Raw genomic sequence first — 22,962 nt, 5'->3', positions numbered from 1 at the left:
TCTGTCGGCCGGGACCCGCCTCCGGTGCAGCGCCCCCAGCCGCCGTCACCCGCCTGGTCGCGACGGCGCGGCGCCACCCGACCCTCGGGCGACGGTAGGGTCCGGACCTGGTGCTGACCCGCCCCGCACGGGTCCGCGCGACCCCGGCCGCCCCGGCGCGCGGAGCGGCCGTCCCAGCTCCTCCACCTGCAGCACCCACCGGCGTGACGGCGCGCCTCCCGCGACGAGCGGGCGCGTCCGCCCGCGGCGCTGCGCCCGAGGACGGAGATCCGCATGAGCTCGCCCACGCCCGACCACACCCCCGGCGACACCGGCCCGGACGGCGGGAGCGCCTCCCCCGACGGCGGAGCCCCCCGCTCCTTCGCCGCGGCGACGACGGCCGACGGCGCGACCGTCGGCGCGGTGCCCCCCGGGCCGACGGAGTCGGCGCACGAGCGCGGGCTGGTGGCGTCGGCGGGAGAGCGGCGGGCAGCGGAGTCGGACGGCGAGCGCGGGCCGGGCGCGCCGGCCGGCGAGCGCCTCCGCGTGACGGCGCCGCGCCGTCCGCACGGCGGCATCTCGGTGCTGGAGGCCCTCAAGGACCCGCGGCGCCTGCGCATCGAGGTCCTCGCCGGCCTCGTCGTCGCCCTGGCGCTCATCCCGGAGGCCATCGCCTTCTCGATCATCGCCGGCGTCGACCCGCGGCTCGGGCTCTTCGCCTCGTTCACCATGGCCGTGACGATCTCGTTCCTCGGCGGCCGACCGGCGATGATCTCGGCGGCCACCGGCGCCACGGCCCTCGTCATCGCGCCGCTGGTGCGCGAGCAGGGGGTCCAGTACCTCTTCGCCGCCGTGGTCCTCGGCGGGGTCATCCAGGTCGTGCTGGGCCTGGCCGGCGTCGCGCGGCTGATGGGCTTCATCCCGCGCAGCGTGATGGTGGGCTTCGTCAACGCCCTGGCGATCCTGATCTTCTCCTCGCAGCTCCCCTACCTGCGCGACGTGCCGTGGGTGGTCTACCCGATGGTCGCCGTCGGGATCGCCGTGATGGTGCTGCTGCCGCGGCTGACCACCGCCGTGCCGGCGCCGCTGGTCGCCATCGTGGCCCTGACCGGCTTCGTCGTCCTGGCCTCGGTGGCCGTCCCGGACGTCGGCGACCAGGGCGAGCTGCCCTCCGACCTGCCGTCCCTGCTGCTCCCGGACGTGCCGTTCTCGGTGGAGACGCTGCAGGTCATCGCCCCCTACGCCGCGGCCGTCGCCGTGGTCGGGCTGCTCGAGTCGCTGATGACGGCCAAGCTCGTCGACGACGTCACCGACACCGGCTCCAACAAGACCCGCGAGGCCTGGGGCCAGGGCGGGGCCAACATCGTCACCGGCTTCTTCGGCGGCATGGGCGGCTGCGCGATGATCGGCCAGACCATGATCAACGTGAAGTCCTCCGGCGCCCGCACCCGGATCTCCACGTTCCTCGCCGGCGTCTTCCTGCTCCTGCTCGTCGTCGTCCTCGGCGACCTCGTGGGCATCATCCCGATGGCCGCCCTCGTGGCCGTGATGGTCATGGTCTCCGTGGGCACCTTCGACTGGCACAGCGTCCGACCCGCCACCCTGCGCCGGATGCCCCGCTCGGAGACGCTGGTGATGCTCTCGACCGTGGCCGTCACGGTGCTCACGCACAACCTCGCCTACGGCGTCGTCGTCGGGGTGCTCGTGGCGATGACGCTGTTCGCCCGCCGCGTCGCGCACCTGACCGAGGTCACCGAGATCTCGACCCCCGACGAGGACACCCGCGTCTACGCCGTCACCGGGCAGCTGTTCTTCGCCTCCAGCAACGACCTGGTCCACCAGTTCGACTACGTGGACGACCCCCGCAACGTCGTCATCGACCTGTCCGGCGCCAACGTCTGGGACGCCTCCACCGTCGCCACGCTCGACGCCATCGAGACCAAGTACGCCTCCCGCGGCAAGACCGTGACGATCACGGGGCTCGACGAGCACAGCGCCCGCCGGCACGAGCAGCTCGCCGGCCACCTCGGGGCGGGGCACTGAGCGCCGGGCGCCCCGGTGCCCCCGAGGGGGGCGCCGGCGGCGGGACGCGCCCGATGCAGATCGGCCAGGTCGCCGAGCGCACCGGCCTGTCGCTGCACACGCTGCGGCACTACGACGACGTCGACCTGCTGCGCCCGTCGGCGCGCAGCGAGGGCGGGTTCCGGCTCTACACCGAGGGCGACGTCGCGCGGCTCATGGTGATCCGGCGGATGAAGCCCCTGGGCTTCACCCTCGAGCAGATGCGCGAGCTGCTCGAGGTCACCGACGCGCTGCCCGGCACCTCGGGGGCGCAGGAGGCCGAGCTGCGGGCCCGGCTCGCGGAGTTCGTGCGCCTGGCCGAGGACGCCCGCGCGCGGATGCTCGAGCGCGTCGCCATGGCCGAGGAGCTCCTCGGCGTGCTCCGCTCGCGCTGACCCTCCGCTCGCGCTGACCCTCCCGCTGGGGGACGGGTCAGACGCGCTGCGCGCCCGGCACTCCGTCCTCGACGACGAAGGAGGCGAGGACGTACGACGGCGCCTCGGGCGTGCTGACCGTCGTGCTCATCACGAGGTCGGTCCGCCACAGGTCGCGGTCGAGGGTGCACCGCACGTAGCCGCGGCGGTCGCCGTCGAAGAAGCGGATGTGCGGGTTGAAGCCGATCATCGGCCCGTACACGGGCCGGTCCCCGTTGGTGGAGACCGACGTCCCCACGAACTCGGTCGCCACGACCGGTGAGTCCGGGACGTCGAAGTCGCGGCGGACGTCGTTGACGAAGGTCGAGTGCCAGTCCCCGGTGACGAAGACCGCGTTGCGCACACCGGCGTCGGCGATGTGCGAGGTCAGGCGCGTCCGCGCTGCGGGGTAGCCGTCCCAGGCGTCGTTCCAGAGCAGCTCGCCGGCCTCCCCGTCGTGGTCGAGGCGAGCCACCATCACGTTGTTGCCGAGCACGTTCCAGCGCGCGGTCGAGGCGGCGAGGCCCGCCTCCAGCCACCGCTCCTGCGGGTGGCCGAGCATGGTGACGGCCGGGTCGTAGGCCGCCGCGCAGGCCTGCGCCTCGCCCCAGCCGCACGGGGGGACGTCGCGGTACTGGCGGCCGTCGAGCAGGTCGAGCTGCACCAGGTCGCCGTAGTGGAGGCGGCGGAACAGCTGCATCCCGGCGGACGTGGGGATGGACGAGCGCCGCAGCGGCTGGTGCTCGTAGTAGGCCTGGTACGCGGCGGCCCTCAGGGCCGAGATGTCGCCCTCGTACTGCGACAGCTCGCCCGCGTAGTCGTTCTGCACCTCGTGGTCGTCCCAGGTGACGACGAAGGGGTGACGCGCGTGCGCCGCCTGCAGCTGGGGGTCGGTCTTGTACAGGGCGTACCGCAGGCGCCACTGCTCGAGGGTCCGCGGCGCGGGCCGGGCGGGCTCGGGCACGGGGGTGCCCCGCAGACCGGCCGTCGCCGCGATCGCGCCCTCGTAGACGTAGTCGCCCAGGTGCACGACCAGGTCGACGTCGTCCTCGGCGATCTGCCGGTAGGACGGGTAGTAGCCGCTCGCGTAGTCCTGGCAGGAGACGAACGCGAAGGACATCCGCGAGACCGGGGACCCGGCGGCGGGCAGGGTGCGCGTGCAGCCCACGGGCGACAGGTGGCCCGCGGAGCGGAACTGGTACCCGTACTCCCGGCCCGGCTCGAGCCCCGCGACCTCCGCGTGGACGGAGTGGCCGAGCTCGGGGGTGGCGTACACCCGGCCGGTGCGCACGACCTCCGTCATGGCCTCGTCGCGGGCCACGCGCCACGAGACGCTGCGGGCGCGCGCGGGCATCCGCCGCGCACCTCGAAGGGCCTCGGCGCCAGGCGGGTCCACAGCACGAACCCGTCCGGGGCCGGGTCGCCCGAGGCGATGCCGAGGGTGAACGGGTCCTCGCGGTCGACGACGGAGGCCGAGGCCGACCCCTCCCCCACGACCTGCGCGGCGGCGGCCAGACCGGCGACGCCGCCGACCGCGGCGAGGAAGCGGCGGCGCTCCACGGGGGTGACGGGCACGACGGCGCTCATGGGAGCAGGTGTAGCCCGCCCCCGGTGGCCGGCGGGCCACCGGTCACCGGGCGTCCGGCGAACGCCCGGTGACCGGGAGGGCGCGGTGCCGTCAGAGGCTGCCCTTGAACAGCAGCCGGTTCGGGGTCGAGCCGACGTTGCGGGAGATGACGCCCGTCGTCGCGCCCTGCACCAGGGTGGCGCTCACCTCGCTGCTCGGCAGGTCGCCGTAGCGCGCCTTGACCAGCGCCATGGCGCCGGCCACGTGCGGGCTCGCCATCGACGTGCCGCTGATGGTGCGCGTGCCCCCCGAGAGCCAGGTCGAGGTGATGTCGACGCCGGGCGCGTAGATCTCGGCGCACGAGCCGTAGTTGGAGAAGGACGCCCGGGCGTCCGCCTTGTCGGAGGCCGCGACGGTGAGCGCCCCGGCGGCCGAGGCCGGCGAGACGCCGCACGCGTCCTGGTTCTCGTTGCCCGCCGCCACGGCGACCGAGACCCCGGAGGCAGCCAGGGAGTCCACGGCGCGGTTGAGGGCGGCGGAGTACCCGCCGCCGAGGCTCATGTTGGCCACGGCCGGCTTCGCCGCGTTGGCGCGCACCCAGTCGACGGCCGCGATGATCCCGGAGGTGCTGCCGCTGCCGTCGCAGCCGAGCACGCGCAGGCCGCGCAGCCGGACGCCCTTGGCGACGCCGTGGGTCGCCCCGCCGACCGTCCCGGCGACGTGGGTGCCGTGGCCGTTGCAGTCCTGGCCGTTCCCGCCGAGCGCGTCGTAGACGTTGCTCGCGCGGCCCCCGAAGTCGGGGTGCGCGGTGGCGATGCCGGTGTCGATGACGTACGCCGTCACCCCGGACGCCGTCGTCCCGTAGGTGTAGGTGCCCGAGAGCGGACGGTTCCGCTGGTCGATGCGGTCGAGCCCGTAGAGGCCGCCGCCGACGGCGACGCGCTGCGTCGCGTCGAGCGTCACGACCGCGTCCTCCTCGATGGCGAGGACGTCGGGGTCGCGCTGCAACTCGGCGAGCTCGGCGGCGTCGAGGTCGGCGGCGAACCCGTCCACGACCACGTCGTAGACCTCGTCGGGGACGACGCCGAGGTCCTCGGCGACGGCCTCCGCGTCGGCGCCGCCGGTGAGCGTGACGATGTAGCTGCCCTCGATGGCCTCCGCCCCGGCGGACTGGACGGCGACGAGCGCCTGCTGCGGCGGGGCGGCCGCCGCGGGGCCCGCTGCGGCGAGGCCCAGGGCGGCCGCGGCGACGGCGACGAGCGGGGTGCGCAGGACGGACCGGGGGGCGCAGGTGGCGTGCTGGGTCACGGGGCCTCTTCGGGGGTGCGTGAGCCGGGGACGTCCGGGCTCGGCCAGGACCGATCACGACGCCGGAGATGACGCAACGTCGCGGTCATGACGCTCGGTGAGCGCACGACGGAAAGTACGAGTCGCCCGCCGCGGGCGTCAACGGCCCCGAGCACACTGGACACCCTCCAGTGAGCACCTGCGGCCCGACTCCCGGAGGGTCGGCCCCGCGGACAGCTCGTCCGGGTCTGTCCCTGGAGCCCCGTCGCCGACGGCGACCGGCGGGCGACGGACCGGCCGGGGCGGGCCCGCTCTGAGGTGCGCCGTCGCAGGTCAGCCCGTAGTTTCCGGTGTAAGCGCGCGCCAAGCAGCGGCCGTGCGGTGACTCCCGCGACCGGGAGTCCCCCCCGCGCTGAGCGGCAGCCCCACCACCTTCTCCTGAGGAGCCTCCATGGCCCAGCCCGTCCACGAGCCCCGCCCCGACGACCGCGGCGCTCGTCGCCACGACGAGAAGGACGCGCGTCGCCACGACGCGCGCCTCACCGAGCGTGACGACGTCCGCGAGCCCAAGCCCGCCAAGACCAGCGCCGCGGCCACGTTCGCGCTCGTCTTCGGGCTCTCGGCGCTGCTGAGCTTCCTGACGCTGGTCCTGGCGCCCCTCGCCCTGGTCCTCGCGGTCATCGGCATCCTCCTGGGCGTCGCCGGCCTCACGATGACCAAGCGCCGCGGCGTCACCGGCAAGGGCCTGGCCATCGCCGGGCTCGTCATGTCGGTGCTGGTGCTGCTGCTCGGCCTGCTCGGCGTCATCGGCGTCTCGACGTTCCTGAACGACGACCAGGCCGTCGAGCGCCTGGAGCAGCGCGTGGAGCAGCTCCGCGACCAGGTCCCGACCGACGTCGAGATCCCCACCGGCTCCTGACCCACCCGCCCCGCACCGCGCGGGGCCCCCACGAGCGGCCGCGTCCTCCCCAGGACGCGGCCGCTCGTGCGTCCGGGGCCCGGGGTCGCCGGCCCCGGACGCGAGGTCGACGGACGCGAGGTCGACGGCCCGCGGGTCAGCCGCCCGCGGGGTCCGTGGCCAGCATCGCGTCGACGAGGTCGCCCGCACCCTCGTCCTGCGCGCCGGCGCCGGCGACGGTGCCGGCCGCCGCGCGCAGCAGCATCGCGAGCGCGACGGCACCGGGGTCGGGGACGCCGACGACGCGGTCGCCGAGGTAGGCGGCCCGCCCTCGCCGGGCCCGCACGTCCGTCGTGCTGCGGGCCCCCTCGGCCGCGGCCGCGGCGCCGTCCGCCAGGGACCCGCCGCCCTCCAGCGCCCGGGCCGCCGGCTCGAGCGCGTCCACGAGCGTGCGGTCGCCGGGCTGGGCGCCGCCGACGCGCTGGACGGCCGCGAGGCCCCCGCGCAGGCCCGAGCCCCAGGCCTCCCCGTCGTCGTCGTGACCGCCGGCGCGCTCCACCGCAGCGGCCAGCTGCGCGAGGAGCAGGCCGACGAGCGGACCGCTCGTCCCGCCGACCTCGTCCAGGAAGACCTCCCCCGCCAGGGCCAGCGCCTCGGCGCCCGTGCGGGCGTCGGCCGGCTCCTCGTCGAGGCGGGCGACGACGCGGCGCAGGCCGCCGCGGATGTTGTCGCCGAAGTCGCCGTCCCCCGCGAGCCGGTCCAGCCGCGTCAGGTCGCCGTGCGCGACCTCGACGTCGCCCGCCCAGCGGCGCAGCGCCCGCTCGGGCGCCGAGGCGCCCGGCGGCTGGGAGCCGTCGGCGGCGGGCGCGGGGACGTCGTCCCCGGAGCCCTCGTCGCCCTGGCTGTCCCCCTCGGGGCCGCCCTCCCCTGCGCCGCCCTCCCCTGCGCCGCCCTCCTCGAGGCCGCCCCCCTCCGCGCCGCGCACGGCCCAGGGGGCGGCGACGACCTCGCTCCCCGCGCCCGCGGGGCCCCCTCCCGTCGCGGGGAGGGCCGGCGTGCGCGCCGGGGCCCGCCAGAGGTCGAGCCACCCGGGCTCGAGGGCCGTGAGCGTCACCGAGAAGCCGTGCATGTCCAGCGCCGCCACGTAGGTGCCCGCGAGCGCGTCGGCGACCGCGACCCCGCGGCGCCCCAGGGCCTCGGCGACCTCCTCGAGGACGGCGTAGAGCTCGAGCTGGGTCGTCGCGCCGAGGCCGTTGACGAGGACCAGGACGCCCTCGCCCCCGTCGCCGGCGGCCGGCAGGGCGGCGAGCACCTGGCCGACGAGGTCCTCGACGAGCTCGGGCAGCGGAGGGCGGGCCACCGTGCGCTCGGCCCGCTCGCCGTGGATGCCGACGCCCAGCTCCAGCTCGTCCGGGCCCAGGGCGAACGCGGGCTCGCCCGTGGCCGGGTCGGTCTGCGCGCGCGAGGCCACGGCCAGGCTGCGGCTCGCCGCGGTGACGCGGGTGCCGAGCTCGACGAGCTCCGCGACGCCGCGGCCGGCGTCCGCGGCGGCGCCCAGCAGCTTCTCGACGACGACCGTCGCCGCCGTGCCGCGCCGTCCGGCGGCGTTGTCCGCCGAGTCCGTGGCGACGTCGTCGTCGACGAGCACCTCGCCGACCTCGACGCCGTCCAGGCGCAGGCGCTCTGCGGCGATGCGGAAGTTGATGACGTCGCCGGTGTAGTTCTTGACGACCAGGACGAGCCCGTCCGGCCCCGCGGCCGCGCGCCCGGCCTCGAGCACCTGCCGGTTGTGCGGGGAGGTGAAGACCATCCCCGGCGCCGCGCCGTCCAGCGCGCCCGGGCCGAGGAAGCCGACGTGCAGGGGCTCGTGCCCGGCGCCGCCGCCGGAGACCAGGCCGACGCGCCGGCCCGCGTGCCGCGTGCGCGCCAGCAGGTGCAGCGGGTCGCGGCGCAGCGCGACGGAGTCGGCGTGGGCGCGCGCGAAGCCCGCGGCGGCGCGGGCGACGGGCTCGTGGTCGGGGTGGGCGAACGGGGCGCTCACTGCTCCTCCTCCGCGCGCGGAGTGGGCACCGCGCGGCACGGCGATCCTGGGCGCCGGGCCCGCTCCCGGCAAGGCGCCGCCCTGCACCCCCCTGCCGCCCTGCACCCCCCTGCCGGCCGGCGCGGTCGCCGACCCGTCCGCGCGCCGACCGGGGACGAAGGGAGGATGCACGGCGACGGCGACCCCAGGAGGCACCCATGGCCGGCACCACGAGCGCGAGCCCCCGGGCCGCTCACCCGTCCCCCGCCCGGCGAGGGCTCCAGGTCGCCGCGGCGCTCACGCTCCTCGCGGTCGTGGCGCAGTTCGTCACGGCCGGGCAGCTCCTCGGGCCGGGGCAGCTCCTCGGCGCGGGCGCCGCGGTGGGGGCGCACGGCGCCGGCGCCGTCGTCCTGCACGTGGTGTCGGGCCTGGCCGCGGTCGCGGCCCTGGTGGACCTGCGCTCGGGCGGGAGCCGGGGGGTCGCCGCCCTCGCCGTGGTGCTCCTCGGCCTGACCTTCCTCCAGGCCTGGAGCGGCGACCACGCGTCGCTGGCGGTGCACGTGCCGCTCGCGCTCTCGGTCGTCGTGGGGGCCGCCTGGCTCCTCGCGGCCGCCGTCGGCGTCGGCGCGCGTCGCTCCGACGGCTGAGCCGCCCCGGCACCGGGGCCTCGTCGGCGGAGACCACGCGCCGGGGGTCGCCGCGCCGCCGCCCCGGCCGAGGGGGCATGCTGCCCGCGCAGCACCGACGCCCGCGGGACGCACCGGCCGGCGAGCGGACGTCGACGCACGAGGGGGCGCGCATGGGGGGTGCAGCGGCGCCGCCGCGGCGCCGGAGGAGCGCCGGGGCCCTCGGAGCCGGCGTCCTGGTCCTCTACGGCCCGCTCAGCGGGCTCTCCTACATCCCGGTGTCCGTGGTCCTCGGCGCCCAGATCGGCCTCACCGGCCCGCAGGTCGGCCTGACCGTCGGCGCGCACGCCCTCGCCGCGGCGGTCGGCAGCCTCGTCCTCGGCCCCCTGCTCGACCTGCACCCCGTGCGGCGGGTCCTGCCGCTCGCGCTGCTCGTCAACGCCCTGGCCTCGCTGGCCCTGTGCCTGGACCCGACCTACGCGCTGCTGCTGGGCGGGCGCCTCGTGACCGGGTTCACGAGCTCGGCGGCGATGCTCTGCGCGTACGTGGTCGTCAGCGACGCCGCGCGCCACGACGACGTCCGGCGCGACCGGACGCTCTCGCTGCTGCAGACCTTCATGAGCGTCGGCGCCGCCTGCGCCCTGGCCCTGGGGGCGCTGGCGGCCTCGGCGGGGCGCCCGCGCTGGGTCTTCGCCGTCCTCGCCGTCTACGGCGTCGCGATGCTGGCCGTGTCGCTGCGCTCGCCGCTGCTGCGGACGGCGGGAGCCCGCCCCGCCGGCGCGGCCCCGCCGGACACCCGCCGGATGGCCCGGGAGGTGGGCGGGCTGGTGCGCCAGCGACGCGTGCTGGCGCTGATGCTGGGCTCGCTGGTGCTGGGCCTGGTGATCCAGGGCTCCCACTTCGGGGTGAGCCTGCTGCTCGAGGAGCGCTCGGCGACGATCTCGGCGGCCGAGCGGGTCCTGCTGTCGGTGCTCATCCCGGTCGGCGTCTTCACCGGCTCCTCGCTCGCCCGGCAGCTGCTGCGCCGCCGCACCCGGGAGTCGCTCTACCAGCGCCTGTACCTCGGCCTGCCGCTGGCGGTCCTGCTCCACGCCGGCGCCACGGCCTGGGCGGGCGAGGCGGCCCAGGCCGCCGGCCTGCTCCTGGTGGGCTGCTTCCTCGGGGCGATGATGCCGCTGTCCACCGCGCTGGGCATCGGGTGGTTCCCCGACCTGCGCGGCAGCGCCACCGCGGCCGAGTCGCTGGCCCGCGGGGCCGGCGCGACGCTCGGCCCGGTCGCGGTCGGCGCCGTCGCGGCCGCCTGGACGAACCCGGTGGCGGTGCTCGCCGTCGCCGCCGCCGCGCTGGTGGGCCTGGCGGCCTCCCGCGGGGTCAGCCGCGGTCCTGCGGCCCCCGTGCCGGACGCCCACGTGCCGGACGCCCCCGTGCCGGACGCCGGCGCGCCGGGGGGAGCGCCCGACCCGGGCAGCTCGGTGCCCGTCCTGGACGCCGGGGCCGCGCGCGAGGACGAGCCCCGCGGAGGGCGCGCCGCGGGGGGCCTCAGCCCTCCCGGCCGGCCTTGACGACCAGGACGGGGACGTCGGAGCCCAGGATGATCCGCTGGGCGGTGCTGCCCATGAGGAACTTGCCGACGGGCGAGCGACGGCGCGTCCCCACGACGAGCAGCTCCGCCCCGGCGCCCGGCACGGCGTCGAGGAGGGCGTCGACCGGGTCCTGGTGCTCCGGGCGCCGCAGCACCTGCGCCGACGCGGGCGCCGGCTCGAGCGCCGCGACCGCGCGCCGGGCCGCCTCGCCGCCGTCGTCGCGCGTGCTGAGGTCCACGACCGCCAGCGGCAGGCCGCGCAGCAGCGCCTCGGCCGCACCGCGCTCCAGCGCCGCCGCACCCTCGACCGTGCCCGACCAGCCCACCAGGACCGCCACGTCCACCACCACCCGTCCCGCACCGGCAGGACCTCCGCCGGTGCCTCTTGCTACCACGCCGGCGGGGCCCCGATCCCGCGCCGCCGCTGTCGCAGACGTCACGCGCGCGGCCGGGCGCCGCGTGCGCCGGCGAGCAGCCGCGCGCGAGTAGCGTCCGCGGCGAGAGCGACCCGGCGACGTGCGCCGGGCCGCAGCCGACGAGGCCGGTCGCCAGGACCGCCGGGGACGGGAGTGACGACGTGCGACGACGCGCGGCGGGGATCGTGGGAGTGGTGCTGCTGGTGCCGCTCGTCGGGGCGGCGGCCTGGGACGCCCGGAGCTCGGGGACGCTCTCCGGGGCGCGGACCGGGCTGACGATCATCGCCCCCGCCTCGACCGGCGGCGGGTGGGACGGGCTGGCGCGCCAGCTGCAGGCGACCATGCGCGACACCGACGTCGTCACCAACCCCCAGGTGGTCAACGTGCCCGGGGCGGCCGGCACCATCGGGCTCGCGCAGCTGGCTCAGATGGAGGGCCAGGGCGACGTCATCATGATCACGGGGACGGTCATGGTGGGCGGCGTCGAGATCAACGACAGCCCCGTCGGCTTCGACGACGTCACGTCGCTGGCTCGGCTGACGGACGACTACGAGGTGATCGTGGTGCCGGCGGACTCGCCGCTGCAGTCGGTCGACGACCTCGCCGCCGCGTGGCAGGCCGACCCGGGCGCCGTGGCCGTCGGCGGCGGCTCGCTCGGCGGCACCGACCAGCTCCTGGCGGCGCAGCTGGCCCAGGAGGTCGGCGTCCCGGCCACGGACGTCAACTACATCGCCTACTCCGGCGGCGGCGAGGCCATCCAGGCGCTGCTCTCGGGGGCCAGTGACGTCGGCATCAGCGGCTACAACGAGTTCGCCGACCAGATCGAGGCCGGCGCGCTGCGGGCCCTCGCCCTCTCGGCGCCCGAGCCCCAGCCCGAGCTCGGGGTCGAGACGCTCTACGAGCTCGGCTACGACGTCCACCAGGGCAACTGGCGCGGCCTCCTCGCCCCGCCCGGACTGACCGAGGAGGAGCGGGCCGAGCTCGAGGCGATCGTCGCCGAGACCGTGGCCACCCCGGAGTGGGCGGAGACGGTCGAGCGCAACCAGTGGGTCGACGTCACGCTCGTCGGGGAGGACTTCGCCGACTTCATCGACGAGGAGGTCGCCCGCATCCAGGCGATCCTCGAGGAGGCCGGCCTGTGAGCCGGCCCGCACCGGGCGGCGGCAGCCACCCCGCCTCGGCCGACGAGCCGCCGACCGACGAGCGGCTGGACGACGGTCACCTGGCCGACGAGCCGCCGCAGGCGCTCGCCGCGCCCGGGCCGTCCCCTGGCTCCTTCGCCGTGGCGGCCGTCGTCGCCGGGTTCGCGCTCTTCCTGACGTACGGGCTCCTGACCCTCGACGCCGTCGAGGCGGAGGAGGGCCCCGGGCCCGCCTTCGTGCCCACGCTCATCGTGGTGCTGGCCTGGTTCACCACGGTCGGCCTCGTGGTGGACGCCGTCCGGCAGCGGAGGGCGGCGGCGCGGCGCGGCACCCACCCCGCCGGCGCCGGGGCCGCCCCCACCGGGGGGACGACGGGCGCGCCGCTGCAGGTCCCCGGCACGACGGAGGACCGCACCGACGAGGGCGCCCGCACCGACTGGCGCTCCGCGCTGCTGGTCGCCGCGGCCTTCGCGACCTTCATCGTGGTCCTCCAGCCGCTCGGCTGGATCCTCGCCGGCACCTGGCTCTTCTGGGGGGTGGCCCAGGCCCTGGGCAGCCGTCGTCGTCTCTTCGACCTGGGGGTGGCGCTCGCCATCGCCTCGATCGTCCAGCTGGCCTTCGGCGCCGGCCTGGGCCTGAACCTGCCGGCCGGCGTCCTGGGAGCGTTCTGACGTGGAAGCCCTGAGCGACCTGGCGGGCGGGTTCTCCACCGCCCTGACGCCGATGAACCTCGTGTACGTCTTCCTCGGGGCCCTGCTGGGCACGGCGGTCGGGGTCCTGCCCGGGCTCGGTTCCGCCATGGCGGTGGCGCTGCTGCTGCCGGTGACCTTCGCCCTGGACCCGACGGGCGCCCTGATCATGCTCGCCGGGGTGTACTACGGCGGCCTCTTCGGCGACTCGATCACCGGCATCCTCCTCAACACCCCCGGCAACTCCTCGGCCATCGCGACGACCATCGAGGGCCACAAGATGGCGCTCGACGGGCGCGCGTCCCAGGCCCTGGCCACCTCGGCCATCGGCGCCTTCACCGGTGGCCTCATCGCCACGACCGTCGTCGCGCTGGGCGCGCCGCTGTTCGCGAGCCTCGCCTCCGCCTTCGGGCCCGCCGAGTTCTTCGCCCTCACGGCCTTCGCCTTCGTGGCCATCGCGTTCGTCGTCGCGGACTCCGCCCTCAAGGGCCTGGCCGCGCTCGTCATCGGCTTCACCATCGGCGTCGTCGGCATCGACTCCCAGACCGGGACGGTCCGCTACACCCTCGGCGTCCCCCAGCTGTTCGACGGCGTCGGCATCGTCGTCATCACCGTCGGCCTGCTGGCACTCGGGGAGGTGCTCTTCGTCGCCTCGCGGCGCCGGCACGTCGGCGGGGACAAGCTCGTCGCCGTCCGGGGCCGGCCCTTCCTGTCGCGGGCCGAGTTCCGCGAGGCGCTCCCGGCCTGGCTGCGCGGCGCGGGCTTCGGCGTGCCCTTCGGCGTCATCCCCGTCGGCGGCTCCGAGGTGCCGACGTTCCTGTCCTACGGCACCGAGCGCCGCCTCGACGCCCGCCGCAGGAACCCGATGTTCGGGCGCGGCGCCATCCGCGGCGTCGCCGGTCCGGAGGCGGCGGGCAACGCCACCGCCGGCACCGCGATGGGCGCCCTGATCGTCCTGGCCCTGCCGACGTCGGCGACCGCGGCGGTGCTGCTCGGCGCCTTCCAGCAGTTCGGGATCCAGCCCGGGCCGCTGATCTTCGAGCGGTCCGGCGAGGTCGCCTGGGCGCTCATCGCGAGCCTGTTCGTCGGCCTCTTCGTGCTGCTGGTGCTCAACCTGCCCTTCGCGCCGCTGTGGGCCAAGCTCCTGGTCATCCCGCGGCCGTACCTGTACGCGGGGATCAGCGTGTTCGCCGGCCTGGGCATCTACGTCTCGGCCGGCTCGATCGTCGACCTCTGGCTGCTGCTCCTGCTCGGCCTGCTGGGCTTCCTCATGCGCCGGCACGACGTGCCGCTGGCTCCCGTGCTCATCGCCGTCATCCTCGGCCCCATCGCGGAGGTCAACCTCCGCAACACCCTCGCCATCAGCCAGGGCGACCTCGGCGCGCTGGCCGCCAGCCCGGCCACCGTCGTCGTGTACGCACTGCTCGCCGTCGTGGTGCTGCTCGCCGTCGTGGGCAAGATCCGCAGCAGCCGCGGCGCCGACGTCTGAGACCCGCACCTCGGGAGCGGCGGAGCAGGCGCGCCGACCGAGGGTGACCGCTGCGAGCCGGTGGACCCGCGACGCGCCTGACCGCGTCGTGGGTCCACCGGCTCGGGGTAGCGCCCTCCCCGCGGGCGACGGCCTGCGTCCGCCCGCGCTACCCCTTCACGCCCCCGCCGAGGGTGAACGCACCCCCGAGCCAGCGCGAGACGACCGCGTACAGCACGACCACGGGCAGCGTGTAGAGCAGCGAGTACGCCGCCAGCTGGCCGTAGGCGGCTGCGCCGTACTGCCCGAAGAACTGGTAGATCGTCACGGCCGCGGGCAGCTTCTCCTCCGAGAGCAGCAGCACGAACGGGACGAAGAAGTTCCCCCAGGCCGTGATGAACGTGAAGATCCCCACCACGAGCATCCCGGGCAGCATGAGCGGCGCCACGATGCTGCGCAGCGACTGCATCGCCGAGGCGCCGTCCGTCCAGGCCGCCTCCTCCAGCTGGATGGGGACCCCGTCCATGAAGGACTTGGTCAGCCAGATGGCGATGGGCAGGGACGTCGCCGCCAGGAACAGCACCGTGCCGTACCGGGTGTCCACCAGGTCCATCCGCGCGAACAGGCTGTAGACGGGGACCATGACGGCGGTCAGCGGCAGCCCGGTCGCGAAGAGGATCGTGTAGAGGAACGGGCGGCCGTAGCGCAGCTGGTAGCGCGAGAGCGGGTAGGCCGCCAGCGTCGCCACCAGGACCGTGATCAGCGACGCCGACAGGCACAGGACCAGGGAGTTGAGCAGCGGGCGCAGCGTCGTGTCGACGGTCAGCACGGCCGCGAAGTTGTCCAGGCCCGGCTCCTCGGGCAGGGAGAGCTGGAGCGAGGCCGCCGGGTCGAGGGAGGCGATGACGAGCCAGAGCAGCGGCACGGCGAAGAGCACCGCGACGACGGCGAGCACGGCCGTGACGAGGACGTCGGAGGCCCGGCGCCGCGGAGAGGCCACGGTGGGCCGCGGGGGCCGGGCTGGGGGCACGGTCGCCCCCGTGCCCGGGGCGGTGCTGGTGGCGGCGGCCATCAGATCTCCTCCTTGCCGATGGCGCGGATGTACCCGAGCGAGAAGACGGCGCCGATGGCGAGCAGCACGAGCGCGATGGCGGTGCCGTAGCCGAGGGCGGCGTACTGGAAGGCCTGCTCGTACATGAGCAGCGGGAGCGTCTCGCTCGCGTCGCCGGGCCCGCCGGCCGTCATGACGAAGATGAGCGTGAAGACCTGCAGCGTCTGCAGCGTCACGAGCACGAGGTTGGTCCCGATGGCGCGGCGGATCATCGGGATGGTGACGAAGCGCAGCCGCTTCCAGCCGGACGCGCCGTCGATCTGCGCCTGCTCGTCGACGTCGGAGGGCACCTGGCTCAGCGCCGCCAGGTAGATGAGCATCGAGAACGCCGTCCCGCGCCAGATGTTGGCGAGCACGACGGCGAGGATCGGCACCGTGAACAGCCAGCTCTGACCGGGCAGCCCCACGCTCGTCAGCGCCGTGTTGAGCGTGCCCTCGGGGTTGAGGAAGGCGTACCAGACGAAGGCGGCGACGATCTCGGGCACGACGTAGGCGGCCATGACCGGGAGCGTCACGAGGGAGCGGGTGACGCTCCCGCGCCCGCGCAGCATGAGCGCGAGCGCCAGGCCGAGCCCGTTCTGGCCGATCACGGCCGAGCCGACGACGAAGACGACGGTGAGCACGACGGCGTTCCACACCGCCGGGTCGCCCAGGAGCTGGGCGAAGTTGTCGAGCCCCACGAACGACGTCTGCGCCGCCGCGGAGCCCGTCAGCGAGGCGTCGGTGAAGGACAGGAGCACGCTCCACACGACGGGCCCGGCGAAGAACACGGCCAGGAGCACGACCGCCGGCGCGAGCGGCAGGAGCCAGCGGCCGGCGGGCTGGCGCCGCGGCGGGCGCGCGGCCGGCCCTCCCCCGGGCGCGGGGGCGGGGGCGCTGCCCCGGCGGGTCTCCACGACGCTCACGAGCCCTCCTCCTCGTCGCCGTCGACGCGCACGACGTCGTCCTCGCCGACGATCTGCGTCACCGCCTCGCCGTAGTCGGCCATCGCCTGCTCCGGCGTGCGGTCACCGGTGATGACGGACTCGGCGGTGGTGCTGATCTCGCTCGAGATGCGCGGGTACTCCTGGTAGGCGGGCCGGAAGCGCGTGACCTCGACGAGGTCGGAGAACGAGGAGATCGTCGGGTTCTGCTCGGCGTACCGCGGGTCCTCGCTGACGTCGGAGCGCACCGAGATCTGCTGCGCCGCCAGGTAGTACGCGAGGGAGCTCTCGTAGTCCGCGGCCGTGGTGATGAACTCGAAGGCCAGGTCGGGCTCCGGCGCCCCCGCGTCGACGGCGAGGGCGAAGCCCCCGGACAGGCTCACGGCGCCGGGCTCCTGCCCGTCCTGCGTGGGCATGGGCGCGACGCCGAGGGTCTCGGTCCACCCGTCCCACGCCGACGTGCCGCCCTCGCGCCAGTTCTCCACCTGCCACGACCCGTCGAGGGCGATGGCGACCCGCTGCTGGGGGATGAGCTGGCCCGCGACGGCGTACTGCAGCTGCGGGTCCAGCGCCATGGCCAGCGACGGCCCGAGGTCCTCGCTGTAGACGGTGTCGAGGAACGCGAGGGAGTCCTCGAAGCCCTCGCTGGCCACCACCCAGCGCTCGCTCTCGTCGTCGTAGAGCTCGTCGCCGGTGCCCGCGAGCAGCATCTGCACGCTCTGCATGGACGTCACCTCGCCGACCGAGGACCCGCCGTAGATGTTGAAGGGGATCACCGGCGAGCCGTCCGGGGAGGTCAGGCCGGCGTCCCGGACCGCCCGGGCGCCGTCGAGGACGTCCTCCCAGGTCTGCGGCTCCCAGGGCACCTCGACGCCGGCCTCGGCGAGGAGGTCCCGGTTGTAGTAGAGCGCCCGGGTGTCGGTGCCCATGGAGACCCCGTAGACGGACCCGTCGCGGCCGGTGGTGGCGCCCTCGGAGCCCGCGAACTGCGGCCAGTCCTCCCACTGCGCGAGCCGGTCGTCCAGCGGCAGGAGGTAGCCGGCCTCGATGTCGGAGTTGATCTGGAAGGAGTCCTGGAGCATGACGTCGGGCGCCGTCCGCTGGGAGCCCCGCATGAGGTTGAGCTTGGTGAAGTAGTCGTTGCCCCCCGCCACGACGGGCATCAGCTGCACGTCGACGCCGGGGTTGGCCTCCTCGAACTCCGCCGCGACGTCGGCGAACCAGTCGTCGACGGGCGAGGTCCCGCCGAACTGCTGGTAGGCGACGCGCAGGACGTCGGCCCGCTCGGCGGCGCCCTGCTGGCCGCAGCCGGTCGCGAGCGCCAGCACGACCACCGCCGGTCCGGCCACCGCAGCCGCTCTGCTGCGGGTCCTCCCCCGGGTCCTCGCGCGCGCCCCGCGCGCCCTCCTCGTGCTCCAGCTCCGCTCCACCTCGGCACCTCCGCTCCGCGGCTCCGTCGCCGCCTCGTCGGGGTCGGTCGGGCCCGGGGGCTCCCGGGCCCGGGTCTCAGCCCGCGACCCTCACGGGGTCGCCCGGCGCAGCCGGAGGGTCACGACCTGGAAGGGCCGCAGCGACAGCGACGCCCCTCCCCGCTCGTCGAGCGCTCCGCCCGCCAGGGCGCCGCGCACGTCCTCCGGCGCCGGCCGCTCGAGCAGGTCGACCTCCTCGGCGCCCGCCGCGGCGAAGCCGGGCACGAGCCGGGCGCGGGCGCGGCCGCCGAGGGCCTCGTAGACCCGGACCACGACGTCGCCCGAGCGGTCCTCGGCCAGCTTGACCGCCTCGACGACGACCGCGCCGGGCGCGCTCTCGTCCTCGACCCGCACGACCGGCTCGACGACGCGGCTGCCGGGGACGCGCCGCTCGGGCAGGTTGAGCGCGTAGCCCTCCCGCACCGCGTCGGCCACGCCGCCGACGACGAGGGAGGCGCGCAGCACGTGGGTGCCCTGGTCGGTGTCCGGGTCGGGGAAGCGCGGCGCGCGCAGCAGCGACAGCCGCACCGTCGACGTCGTCCCGCCGCCCTCGCGGGGGTGGCGGGCGACGTCGTGCCCGTACGTGGAGTCGTTGACGACGGCGACGCCGTAGCCCGGCTCGGCGACGTGGACGAAGCGGTGGGCGCACACCTCGAAGCGGGCGGCGTCCCACGTCGTGTTCACGTGCGTCGGGCGCTGCAGGTGCCCGAACTGCGTCTCGAAGGCGGCGCGGTCGGTGTGCACGTCGAGGGGGAAGGCGAGCTTGAGCACCTTCTCGCGCTCCTGCCAGTCCACCTCGCAGCGCACGTCGACGCGGGCGGCGCCGGGCGCGAGGGAGAGGTCCTGCACCACGCGGGAGGCCCCGAAGGAGCGGGTCACGCGCACGGTGGCGGCGCCGTGGTCCGCGGGGAGGAGCTCGACGGAGTCGGTGCCCGTGAGGTCGCTGACCCGGTTCCGGTAGAAGGCGTCGAGGTCCCAGGCGTCCCAGGCGTTCGGGGTGTCCGGGTGCAGCTGGAGCAGCGCGCCGGCCTGGCCGGGCGCGAGCACCTCGCGGTCGGCCTCGAGGTCGCGCACCGAGCTCAGCAGCCCGCGCTCGTCGACGACGACGCGCACGCGCCCGTTGTCCAGGACGTGCTCCCCGCCGCCGGTCTCGACGACGACGGGCGCCGGCTCGGCCGGCTCGCCCAGGGGCCCGCCGCCGAGCGCGGGCGCGCCGCCGCGCGCGTGCGGCGCGGCGTTGAGGACGACGCTCCCCGACCCGGCCGCGGGGCCGCCCGTGAGCGCCTGCAGCGCCGCGGCGATCAGGCCCTCGAGCTCCTCGGCCACGGCGGCGTAGGTCTCGCGGGCCTCGCGGTGCACCCACGCGATCGAGGAGCCGGGGAGGATGTCGTGGAACTGGTGCAGCAGCACCGTCTTCCAGAGCCGGTCGAGGTCCTCGTAGGGGTAGGCGAGGTCCCCCGCGACGGCCGCGGCGGCCGACCACAGCTCCGCCTCGCGCAGCAGGTGCTCGCTGCGTCGGTTGCCCTGCTTGGTGCCGGCCTGGGAGGTGTAGGTGCCGCGGTGCATCTCCAGGTACAGCTCGCCCACCCACACCGGGCCGCTCGCGTACTCCTCCTCCGCCGCGGAGAAGAAGGCCGAGGGCGCCTCGACGACCACGCGCGGCGAGCCCTCGAGGTCGGCCGTGCGGCGGGCGCGCTGGAGCATCTCGCGGGTGGGGCCACCGCCGCCGTCGCCCCAGCCGAACGGCACGAGCGAGCGGTTGGAGCCGGCCTTGTCGCGGTGGTTGCGCTGCGCGTGCGCCAGCTCGGCCGCCGAGATCTCGGAGTTGTAGGTGTCCACGGGCGGGAAGTGGGTGAAGACGCGGGTGCCGTCGATCCCCTCCCACCAGAACGTGTGGTGCGGGAAGACGTTGGTGGTGTTCCAGCTGATCTTCTGCGTGAGGAACCAGCGCGAGCCCGACAGGCGCACCAGCTGCGGCAGGGCGGCGGAGTAGCCGAAGGAGTCCGGCAGCCACAGCTCCTGGGTGTCCACGCCGAAGCGGTCGAGGAAGTACCGCTTGCCGTGCACGAGCTGGCGGGCCATCGCCTCGGAGCCGGGCATGTTCGTGTCGGACTCGACCCACATGCCGCCCACGGGCACGAAGCGGCCCTCGCGCACCTTCTCGGCCACCCGCGCGAAGACCTCGGGGCGGTGCTCCTCGATCCAGGCGTACTGCTGCGCCGAGCTCATGGCGTAGACGAGGTCCTGGCCCTGGGGCGAGTCCATGAGGTCGACGACGTTCGACGTCGTCCGCGCCACCTTGCGGATCGTCTCCCGCAGCGGCCACAGCCACGCGGAGTCGATGTGGGCGTGCCCGACCGCGGAGAGCCGGTGCGCGCTGGCGGTGGCGGGTGCGGCGAGGACGTCGGCCAGCTGGCCGCGGGCCGCCGCCGCGGACCCGGGGACGTCCTGGAGGTCGAGGACGTCCAGGCTCCGCTCGAGCGCCCGGGCCAGCTGCCACGCGCGCGGGTCGTCGTCGGAGAGCTCCTCCAGCAGGCCGCCCAGGACCTCGAGGTCGGCGACGAGCTCCCACACCTCGGTCTCCAGGACGGCGACGTCGGCGCGGGCGAGGCGGTACAGCGGCTCGGCGGGCGCGGTGAGCCGGTCGCCCAGCGTCGTCGGCCGGAAGGGGTCGACGTCGAGGACGAGGGGGTTGGCGGCGGCCTCGACGAAGAGGTCGACCCGCTCGCCGCCCGCCGCGGCCTCGGCGACCGGGACCCAGCCGTTGCGGGGGTTCAGCCCCTTCACGGGGCTGCCGTCGGGCCGGTACACGAGGCCCTCCGCCTGGAAGCCCGGCGAGTGGTCGGCCCAGCCGAGGTCGATCACGAGCTCGACGCGGCGCCCGGCCGCCTCGGCGGGCACCTCGCCGGTGACGTGGAGCCAGCTCGTGCCCCACGCCGGGCCCCAGGCGTCGCCGACGGCCATCGGCTCGTAGCGGGCGTCGTCCCGGCGGCCGTCCCCGGGCAGGGCCGCCGACGGCGGGACCGGCTCGCCCCGGCCCCCCTCCACGTGCCACGCCTCCACCTGCAGCGAGCCCACGACCCGGTGCACGGCGGGGCGCAGCCGGTGGGCGAGCGTCCGCTCGACGCGTCGGCGCAGGAGGTCTCGGTCGTCGTGCATGGGGGGTCGCTCCAGCTCTCGTGCCCGGGTGCGAGCGGGTCGGGTCGTCGTCGATCCGTGCCTGGTCCGGTCTTCCTCGATCAGTAAGTCACAACGACGGACGCGGTGGGGCCGAGCGCACGAGCGCGTTCCGGGTGGCCGCTCCCGGGCGGGGGACGGCGCCCGCCCGGACCCGTGCCGGCCGTCGGCCCGGGCGCGCCGTGCCCTCAGCGCGCACCGAGCGCGCGAGCGCTGCGGTGCCACAGCGCCTCGACCGGGCCCCGGCCGCCGCGCCGCGCCCACCCGTGCGCGGCCAGCACCACGAGCGCGGCGACGGCGAGGTAGGCCAGCAGCGTCCCGGGGACGCGCTGGTCGGGGCCGAGCCGGGCCGCCAGCCCGAACCCCCACCCGTAGCAGAGCACCGACGCCAGCAGGTTCTGCAGGACGTAGCAGCTGAGCGCCGAGCGCCCCACCTCGGCGAGGCGGCGTCCGACCGCGCCGGGCTCCTGACGCCGGCGGACGACCTCGACCACCAGCGCCAGCAGGCCGAGGGCGACGAGCGGCGCCGTCCCGTAGCGGGCGAGGACCAGCCCGGCCGTCCCGCCCGTGATCCCGAGCAGCAGGTCGACCGGGAGCGCGACCGCGCCGAGGAGCAGCAGCCGGCGCCGGAGCGCGCCGCCCTCCTCGTCGAGCACCCCCGCGCGCACGAGGTGCGCGCCCAGGAGGAAGGCCGCGACCGACAGCGCCTGGACGAGCACGACCTCGGCGCGGAACAGCCCGAGGTTCTCGAGGCGGAAGAGCACGAGGTCGCCGAAGGAGCCGCTCGCGTAGGGGTCGGGGTCGAGGCGGACCCCGCCGGGAGCCGGCGACGCCGTGCCCAGCGCGGTGGCCAGCAGCACCAGCACCGCCGCGTGGGCGAGGGCCGCGCCGACCATCCACCGCCGCTGCACCCGCTCGCTGCGCGCCAGGACGGCCGCCACGACCACGGCCGTGACGGCGTAGCCCATGAGGACGTCGAACTCCGCGACGAGCAGGTAGTGGAGCAGCCCGTCGAGCAGCAGCAGGAGGGCCCGCACCCAGTAGCGCCCCGGCCACGCACGGCCCGTGCGCGCCGCCGAGCGCCGCTGCAGCTCGAGCCCGATGCCGAACATGAGGGTGAGCAGGCCGAGGAACTTGCCCTGCGCGAGCTGCTGGGCCACCTGCTCGACCGCCCGCCACGCCGGCGACGTCACGGCGGCCCGCGCCCCGCCGTCGAGGTAGCCCACGAAGCCCTGAGGGTCGGTGAAGATCCAGATGTTCGTCGCCAGCGTGCCGAGGATCGCGACGCCGCGGGCGACGTCGAGCGCCGCGACGCGGGGCGGGGCGGGTGCCGTCGGGGGCGCGACCGTCATGGGGCAAAGCCAACCATACGATCGTATGGTCCGGGGCCGCGCGACGGCGGCGCGCCGACGGGCACGGCCCGCGGTGCGACGATGCGGCCGTGCCCGGGCCGTCGGAGGAGCTGCTCGACGTCGTCGTCGGGCTCCTGGTCGAGCACGGCTTCGAGGGCATCAGCATCCGCCGCGTCGCCGCGAGCGCCGGCGTCTCGATCGGCGCCGTGCAGCACCACTTCCCCACCAAGGACGCCCTGCTGGCGGCCGCCATGGCGCGCGTGGACGACCAGGTGGGCGCGCAGCTGCTGCGCAGCGCCCAGGCGGCGTCCTCACCGGCCGGGGCGCTGCGCGCCGTCGCCGCCGGCCTCGTGCCATTGGAGCCCGCGGAGCGGGGCGCCGGCGTCGTGTGGCTGGTGCAGGTGGCGCGCGCCGCGGTGCACGAGCCGACGGCGACGGCCTACCGGGCGTCGTGGCAGCGCGTGGAGGAGGCGCTCGCGCGGCTGCTGGGCGCGGCGCGCCCGGACCTGGGGCCCGGCGCCGTGCTGGACCGCGCCGCCGCGCTGCTCGCCCTGCTCGACGGGCTCGCGACCGCGCGCGTCGCCGAGCCGGGGCGGATGCCGCCCTCCCGCGCCCGCCGGCTGCTCGACCACCACCTCGACGCGCTGCTCGCGCCCTGACCCGCACCGACCCTGACCGGCACCGACCGCGGCCTGCCTCCCGCCGGCGGCGGAGCCTTGACGCCCTCCCCGCCGTGGCCTACCAATGGTCTGCTCTCCAGACCCGGACCCCCTCGGCCGCGC

General features: G+C 76.1%; 19 protein-coding genes. 9 read left to right on the top strand and 10 right to left on the bottom strand.

Features of this window, described 5'->3' with window-relative positions:
• The first annotated feature begins 273 nt into the window (after window positions 1-273).
• Both Q0848_RS09615 and Q0848_RS09610 read left to right on the top strand, forming a co-directional pair.
• On the top strand, window positions 274-2,022 hold the full coding sequence (locus Q0848_RS09615; protein WP_299036955.1) for a SulP family inorganic anion transporter: 1,749 nt from the start codon (window positions 274-276) through the stop codon (window positions 2,020-2,022).
• A 53-nt stretch (window positions 2,023-2,075) separates the two neighbouring features.
• Window positions 2,076-2,435: a MerR family transcriptional regulator gene (locus Q0848_RS09610; RefSeq protein WP_299036953.1), complete on the top strand. Its 360-nt coding sequence runs from the start codon at window positions 2,076-2,078 to the stop codon at window positions 2,433-2,435.
• A 37-nt stretch (window positions 2,436-2,472) separates the two neighbouring features.
• Here Q0848_RS09610 and Q0848_RS09605 read toward each other — a convergent pair whose 3' ends face one another.
• The 3 genes from Q0848_RS09605 to Q0848_RS09595 form a co-directional block, all read right to left on the bottom strand.
• Entirely contained in the window at window positions 2,473-3,807 is a 1,335-nt protein-coding gene (locus Q0848_RS09605) for an alkaline phosphatase (RefSeq protein WP_299036952.1), read from the bottom strand.
• Entirely contained in the window at window positions 3,753-4,040 is a 288-nt protein-coding gene (locus Q0848_RS09600) for a PhoD-like phosphatase N-terminal domain-containing protein (RefSeq protein ID WP_299036950.1), read from the bottom strand. The genes Q0848_RS09605 and Q0848_RS09600 overlap by 55 nt, the downstream gene beginning before the upstream one ends.
• A 91-nt stretch (window positions 4,041-4,131) precedes the next feature.
• Window positions 4,132-5,328, bottom strand: a complete 1,197-nt coding sequence (locus tag Q0848_RS09595) for a S8 family peptidase (protein ID WP_299036948.1) — start codon at window positions 5,326-5,328, stop codon at window positions 4,132-4,134.
• Window positions 5,329-5,758: 430 nt separating this feature from the next.
• Between Q0848_RS09595 and Q0848_RS09590 the strand changes: the two genes are divergently transcribed.
• Window positions 5,759-6,226 carry a hypothetical protein gene (locus Q0848_RS09590; protein WP_299036947.1) on the top strand — a complete coding sequence of 156 codons (468 nt, stop codon included), beginning with the start codon at window positions 5,759-5,761 and terminating at the stop codon, window positions 6,224-6,226.
• Window positions 6,227-6,362: 136 nt separating this feature from the next.
• On the opposite strand, the gene Q0848_RS09585 is transcribed toward Q0848_RS09590, so the two are convergent.
• A complete protein-coding gene (locus tag Q0848_RS09585; RefSeq protein WP_299036945.1) occupies window positions 6,363-8,246 on the bottom strand; it encodes a dihydroxyacetone kinase subunit DhaK in 1,884 nt (627 codons plus the stop codon).
• Between the two features lie 197 nt (window positions 8,247-8,443).
• Between Q0848_RS09585 and Q0848_RS09580 the strand changes: the two genes are divergently transcribed.
• Window positions 8,444-8,872, top strand: coding sequence for a hypothetical protein (locus tag Q0848_RS09580; RefSeq protein ID WP_299036943.1), 429 nt, complete (start codon window positions 8,444-8,446; stop codon window positions 8,870-8,872).
• 152 nt (window positions 8,873-9,024) lie between these two features.
• Entirely contained in the window at window positions 9,025-10,413 is a 1,389-nt protein-coding gene (locus Q0848_RS09575) for an MFS transporter (protein WP_299036941.1), read from the top strand.
• On the opposite strand, the gene Q0848_RS09570 is transcribed toward Q0848_RS09575, so the two are convergent.
• A complete protein-coding gene (locus Q0848_RS09570; protein WP_299036939.1) occupies window positions 10,391-10,780 on the bottom strand; it encodes a universal stress protein in 390 nt (129 codons plus the stop codon). The two genes, Q0848_RS09575 and Q0848_RS09570, sit on opposite strands and share 23 nt — an antisense overlap.
• Before the next feature lie 230 nt (window positions 10,781-11,010).
• Between Q0848_RS09570 and Q0848_RS09565 the strand changes: the two genes are divergently transcribed.
• Genes Q0848_RS09565 through Q0848_RS09555 form a run of 3 tightly spaced genes read left to right on the top strand, consistent with a single transcriptional unit; the run spans window position 11,011 to window position 14,169 of the window.
• Window positions 11,011-11,991, top strand: coding sequence for a tripartite tricarboxylate transporter substrate binding protein (locus tag Q0848_RS09565; RefSeq protein ID WP_299036937.1), 981 nt, complete (start codon window positions 11,011-11,013; stop codon window positions 11,989-11,991).
• Complete coding sequence (locus Q0848_RS09560; RefSeq protein ID WP_299036935.1) at window positions 11,988-12,662, top strand: tripartite tricarboxylate transporter TctB family protein; 675 nt, start codon at window positions 11,988-11,990, stop codon at window positions 12,660-12,662. Before Q0848_RS09565 ends, Q0848_RS09560 begins: the two co-directional genes overlap by 4 nt.
• Window position 12,663: 1 nt before the next feature.
• Window positions 12,664-14,169, top strand: coding sequence for a tripartite tricarboxylate transporter permease (locus Q0848_RS09555; protein WP_299036934.1), 1,506 nt, complete (start codon window positions 12,664-12,666; stop codon window positions 14,167-14,169).
• Between the two features lie 148 nt (window positions 14,170-14,317).
• Here Q0848_RS09555 and Q0848_RS09550 read toward each other — a convergent pair whose 3' ends face one another.
• The 5 genes from Q0848_RS09550 to Q0848_RS09530 form a co-directional block, all read right to left on the bottom strand.
• Entirely contained in the window at window positions 14,318-15,220 is a 903-nt protein-coding gene (locus Q0848_RS09550; RefSeq protein ID WP_299036932.1) for a carbohydrate ABC transporter permease, read from the bottom strand.
• Window positions 15,220-16,164 carry a carbohydrate ABC transporter permease gene (locus Q0848_RS09545; RefSeq protein WP_299036930.1) on the bottom strand — a complete coding sequence of 315 codons (945 nt, stop codon included), beginning with the start codon at window positions 16,162-16,164 and terminating at the stop codon, window positions 15,220-15,222. Before Q0848_RS09545 ends, Q0848_RS09550 begins: the two co-directional genes overlap by 1 nt.
• Window positions 16,161-17,531 (bottom strand): extracellular solute-binding protein, encoded by a 1,371-nt coding sequence (locus tag Q0848_RS09540; protein ID WP_299036928.1) that lies wholly within the window; start codon window positions 17,529-17,531, stop codon window positions 16,161-16,163. Before Q0848_RS09540 ends, Q0848_RS09545 begins: the two co-directional genes overlap by 4 nt.
• Before the next feature lie 171 nt (window positions 17,532-17,702).
• Window positions 17,703-20,810: a glycoside hydrolase family 38 C-terminal domain-containing protein gene (locus Q0848_RS09535; protein ID WP_299036926.1), complete on the bottom strand. Its 3,108-nt coding sequence runs from the start codon at window positions 20,808-20,810 to the stop codon at window positions 17,703-17,705.
• A 206-nt stretch (window positions 20,811-21,016) separates the two neighbouring features.
• On the bottom strand, window positions 21,017-22,180 hold the full coding sequence (locus tag Q0848_RS09530; RefSeq protein WP_299036924.1) for a DUF418 domain-containing protein: 1,164 nt from the start codon (window positions 22,178-22,180) through the stop codon (window positions 21,017-21,019).
• Window positions 22,181-22,269: 89 nt separating this feature from the next.
• Between Q0848_RS09530 and Q0848_RS09525 the strand changes: the two genes are divergently transcribed.
• On the top strand, window positions 22,270-22,839 hold the full coding sequence (locus Q0848_RS09525; RefSeq protein WP_299036922.1) for a TetR/AcrR family transcriptional regulator: 570 nt from the start codon (window positions 22,270-22,272) through the stop codon (window positions 22,837-22,839).
• Window positions 22,840-22,962 lie beyond the last annotated feature (123 nt).

Source organism: uncultured Pseudokineococcus sp. (assembly GCF_947495735.1).
Taxonomy (GTDB): Bacteria; Actinomycetota; Actinomycetes; order Actinomycetales; family Quadrisphaeraceae; genus Pseudokineococcus.
The sequence above is the reverse complement of the archived record's forward strand: the minus strand, read 5'-3'. Positions and strand labels throughout refer to the sequence as shown.

Bases quoted from the DNA above. Each gene is read 5' to 3' on its own strand.
- Q0848_RS09605 (WP_299036952.1), bottom strand. From the start codon at position 3,807: ATGCCCGCGCGCGCCCGCAGCGTCTCGTGGCGCGTGGCCCGCGACGAG.
- Q0848_RS09600 (WP_299036950.1), bottom strand. From the start codon at position 4,040: ATGAGCGCCGTCGTGCCCGTCACCCCCGTGGAGCGCCGCCGCTTCCTC.
- Q0848_RS09535 (WP_299036926.1), bottom strand. From the start codon at position 20,810: ATGCACGACGACCGAGACCTCCTGCGCCGACGCGTCGAGCGGACGCTC.
- Q0848_RS09575 (WP_299036941.1), top strand. From the start codon at position 9,025: ATGGGGGGTGCAGCGGCGCCGCCGCGGCGCCGGAGGAGCGCCGGGGCC.
- Q0848_RS09610 (WP_299036953.1), top strand. From the start codon at position 2,076: ATGCAGATCGGCCAGGTCGCCGAGCGCACCGGCCTGTCGCTGCACACG.
- Q0848_RS09550 (WP_299036932.1), bottom strand. From the start codon at position 15,220: ATGGCCGCCGCCACCAGCACCGCCCCGGGCACGGGGGCGACCGTGCCC.
- Q0848_RS09615 (WP_299036955.1), top strand. From the start codon at position 274: ATGAGCTCGCCCACGCCCGACCACACCCCCGGCGACACCGGCCCGGAC.
- Q0848_RS09530 (WP_299036924.1), bottom strand. From the start codon at position 22,180: ATGACGGTCGCGCCCCCGACGGCACCCGCCCCGCCCCGCGTCGCGGCG.
- Q0848_RS09580 (WP_299036943.1), top strand. From the start codon at position 8,444: ATGGCCGGCACCACGAGCGCGAGCCCCCGGGCCGCTCACCCGTCCCCC.
- Q0848_RS09590 (WP_299036947.1), top strand. From the start codon at position 5,759: ATGGCCCAGCCCGTCCACGAGCCCCGCCCCGACGACCGCGGCGCTCGT.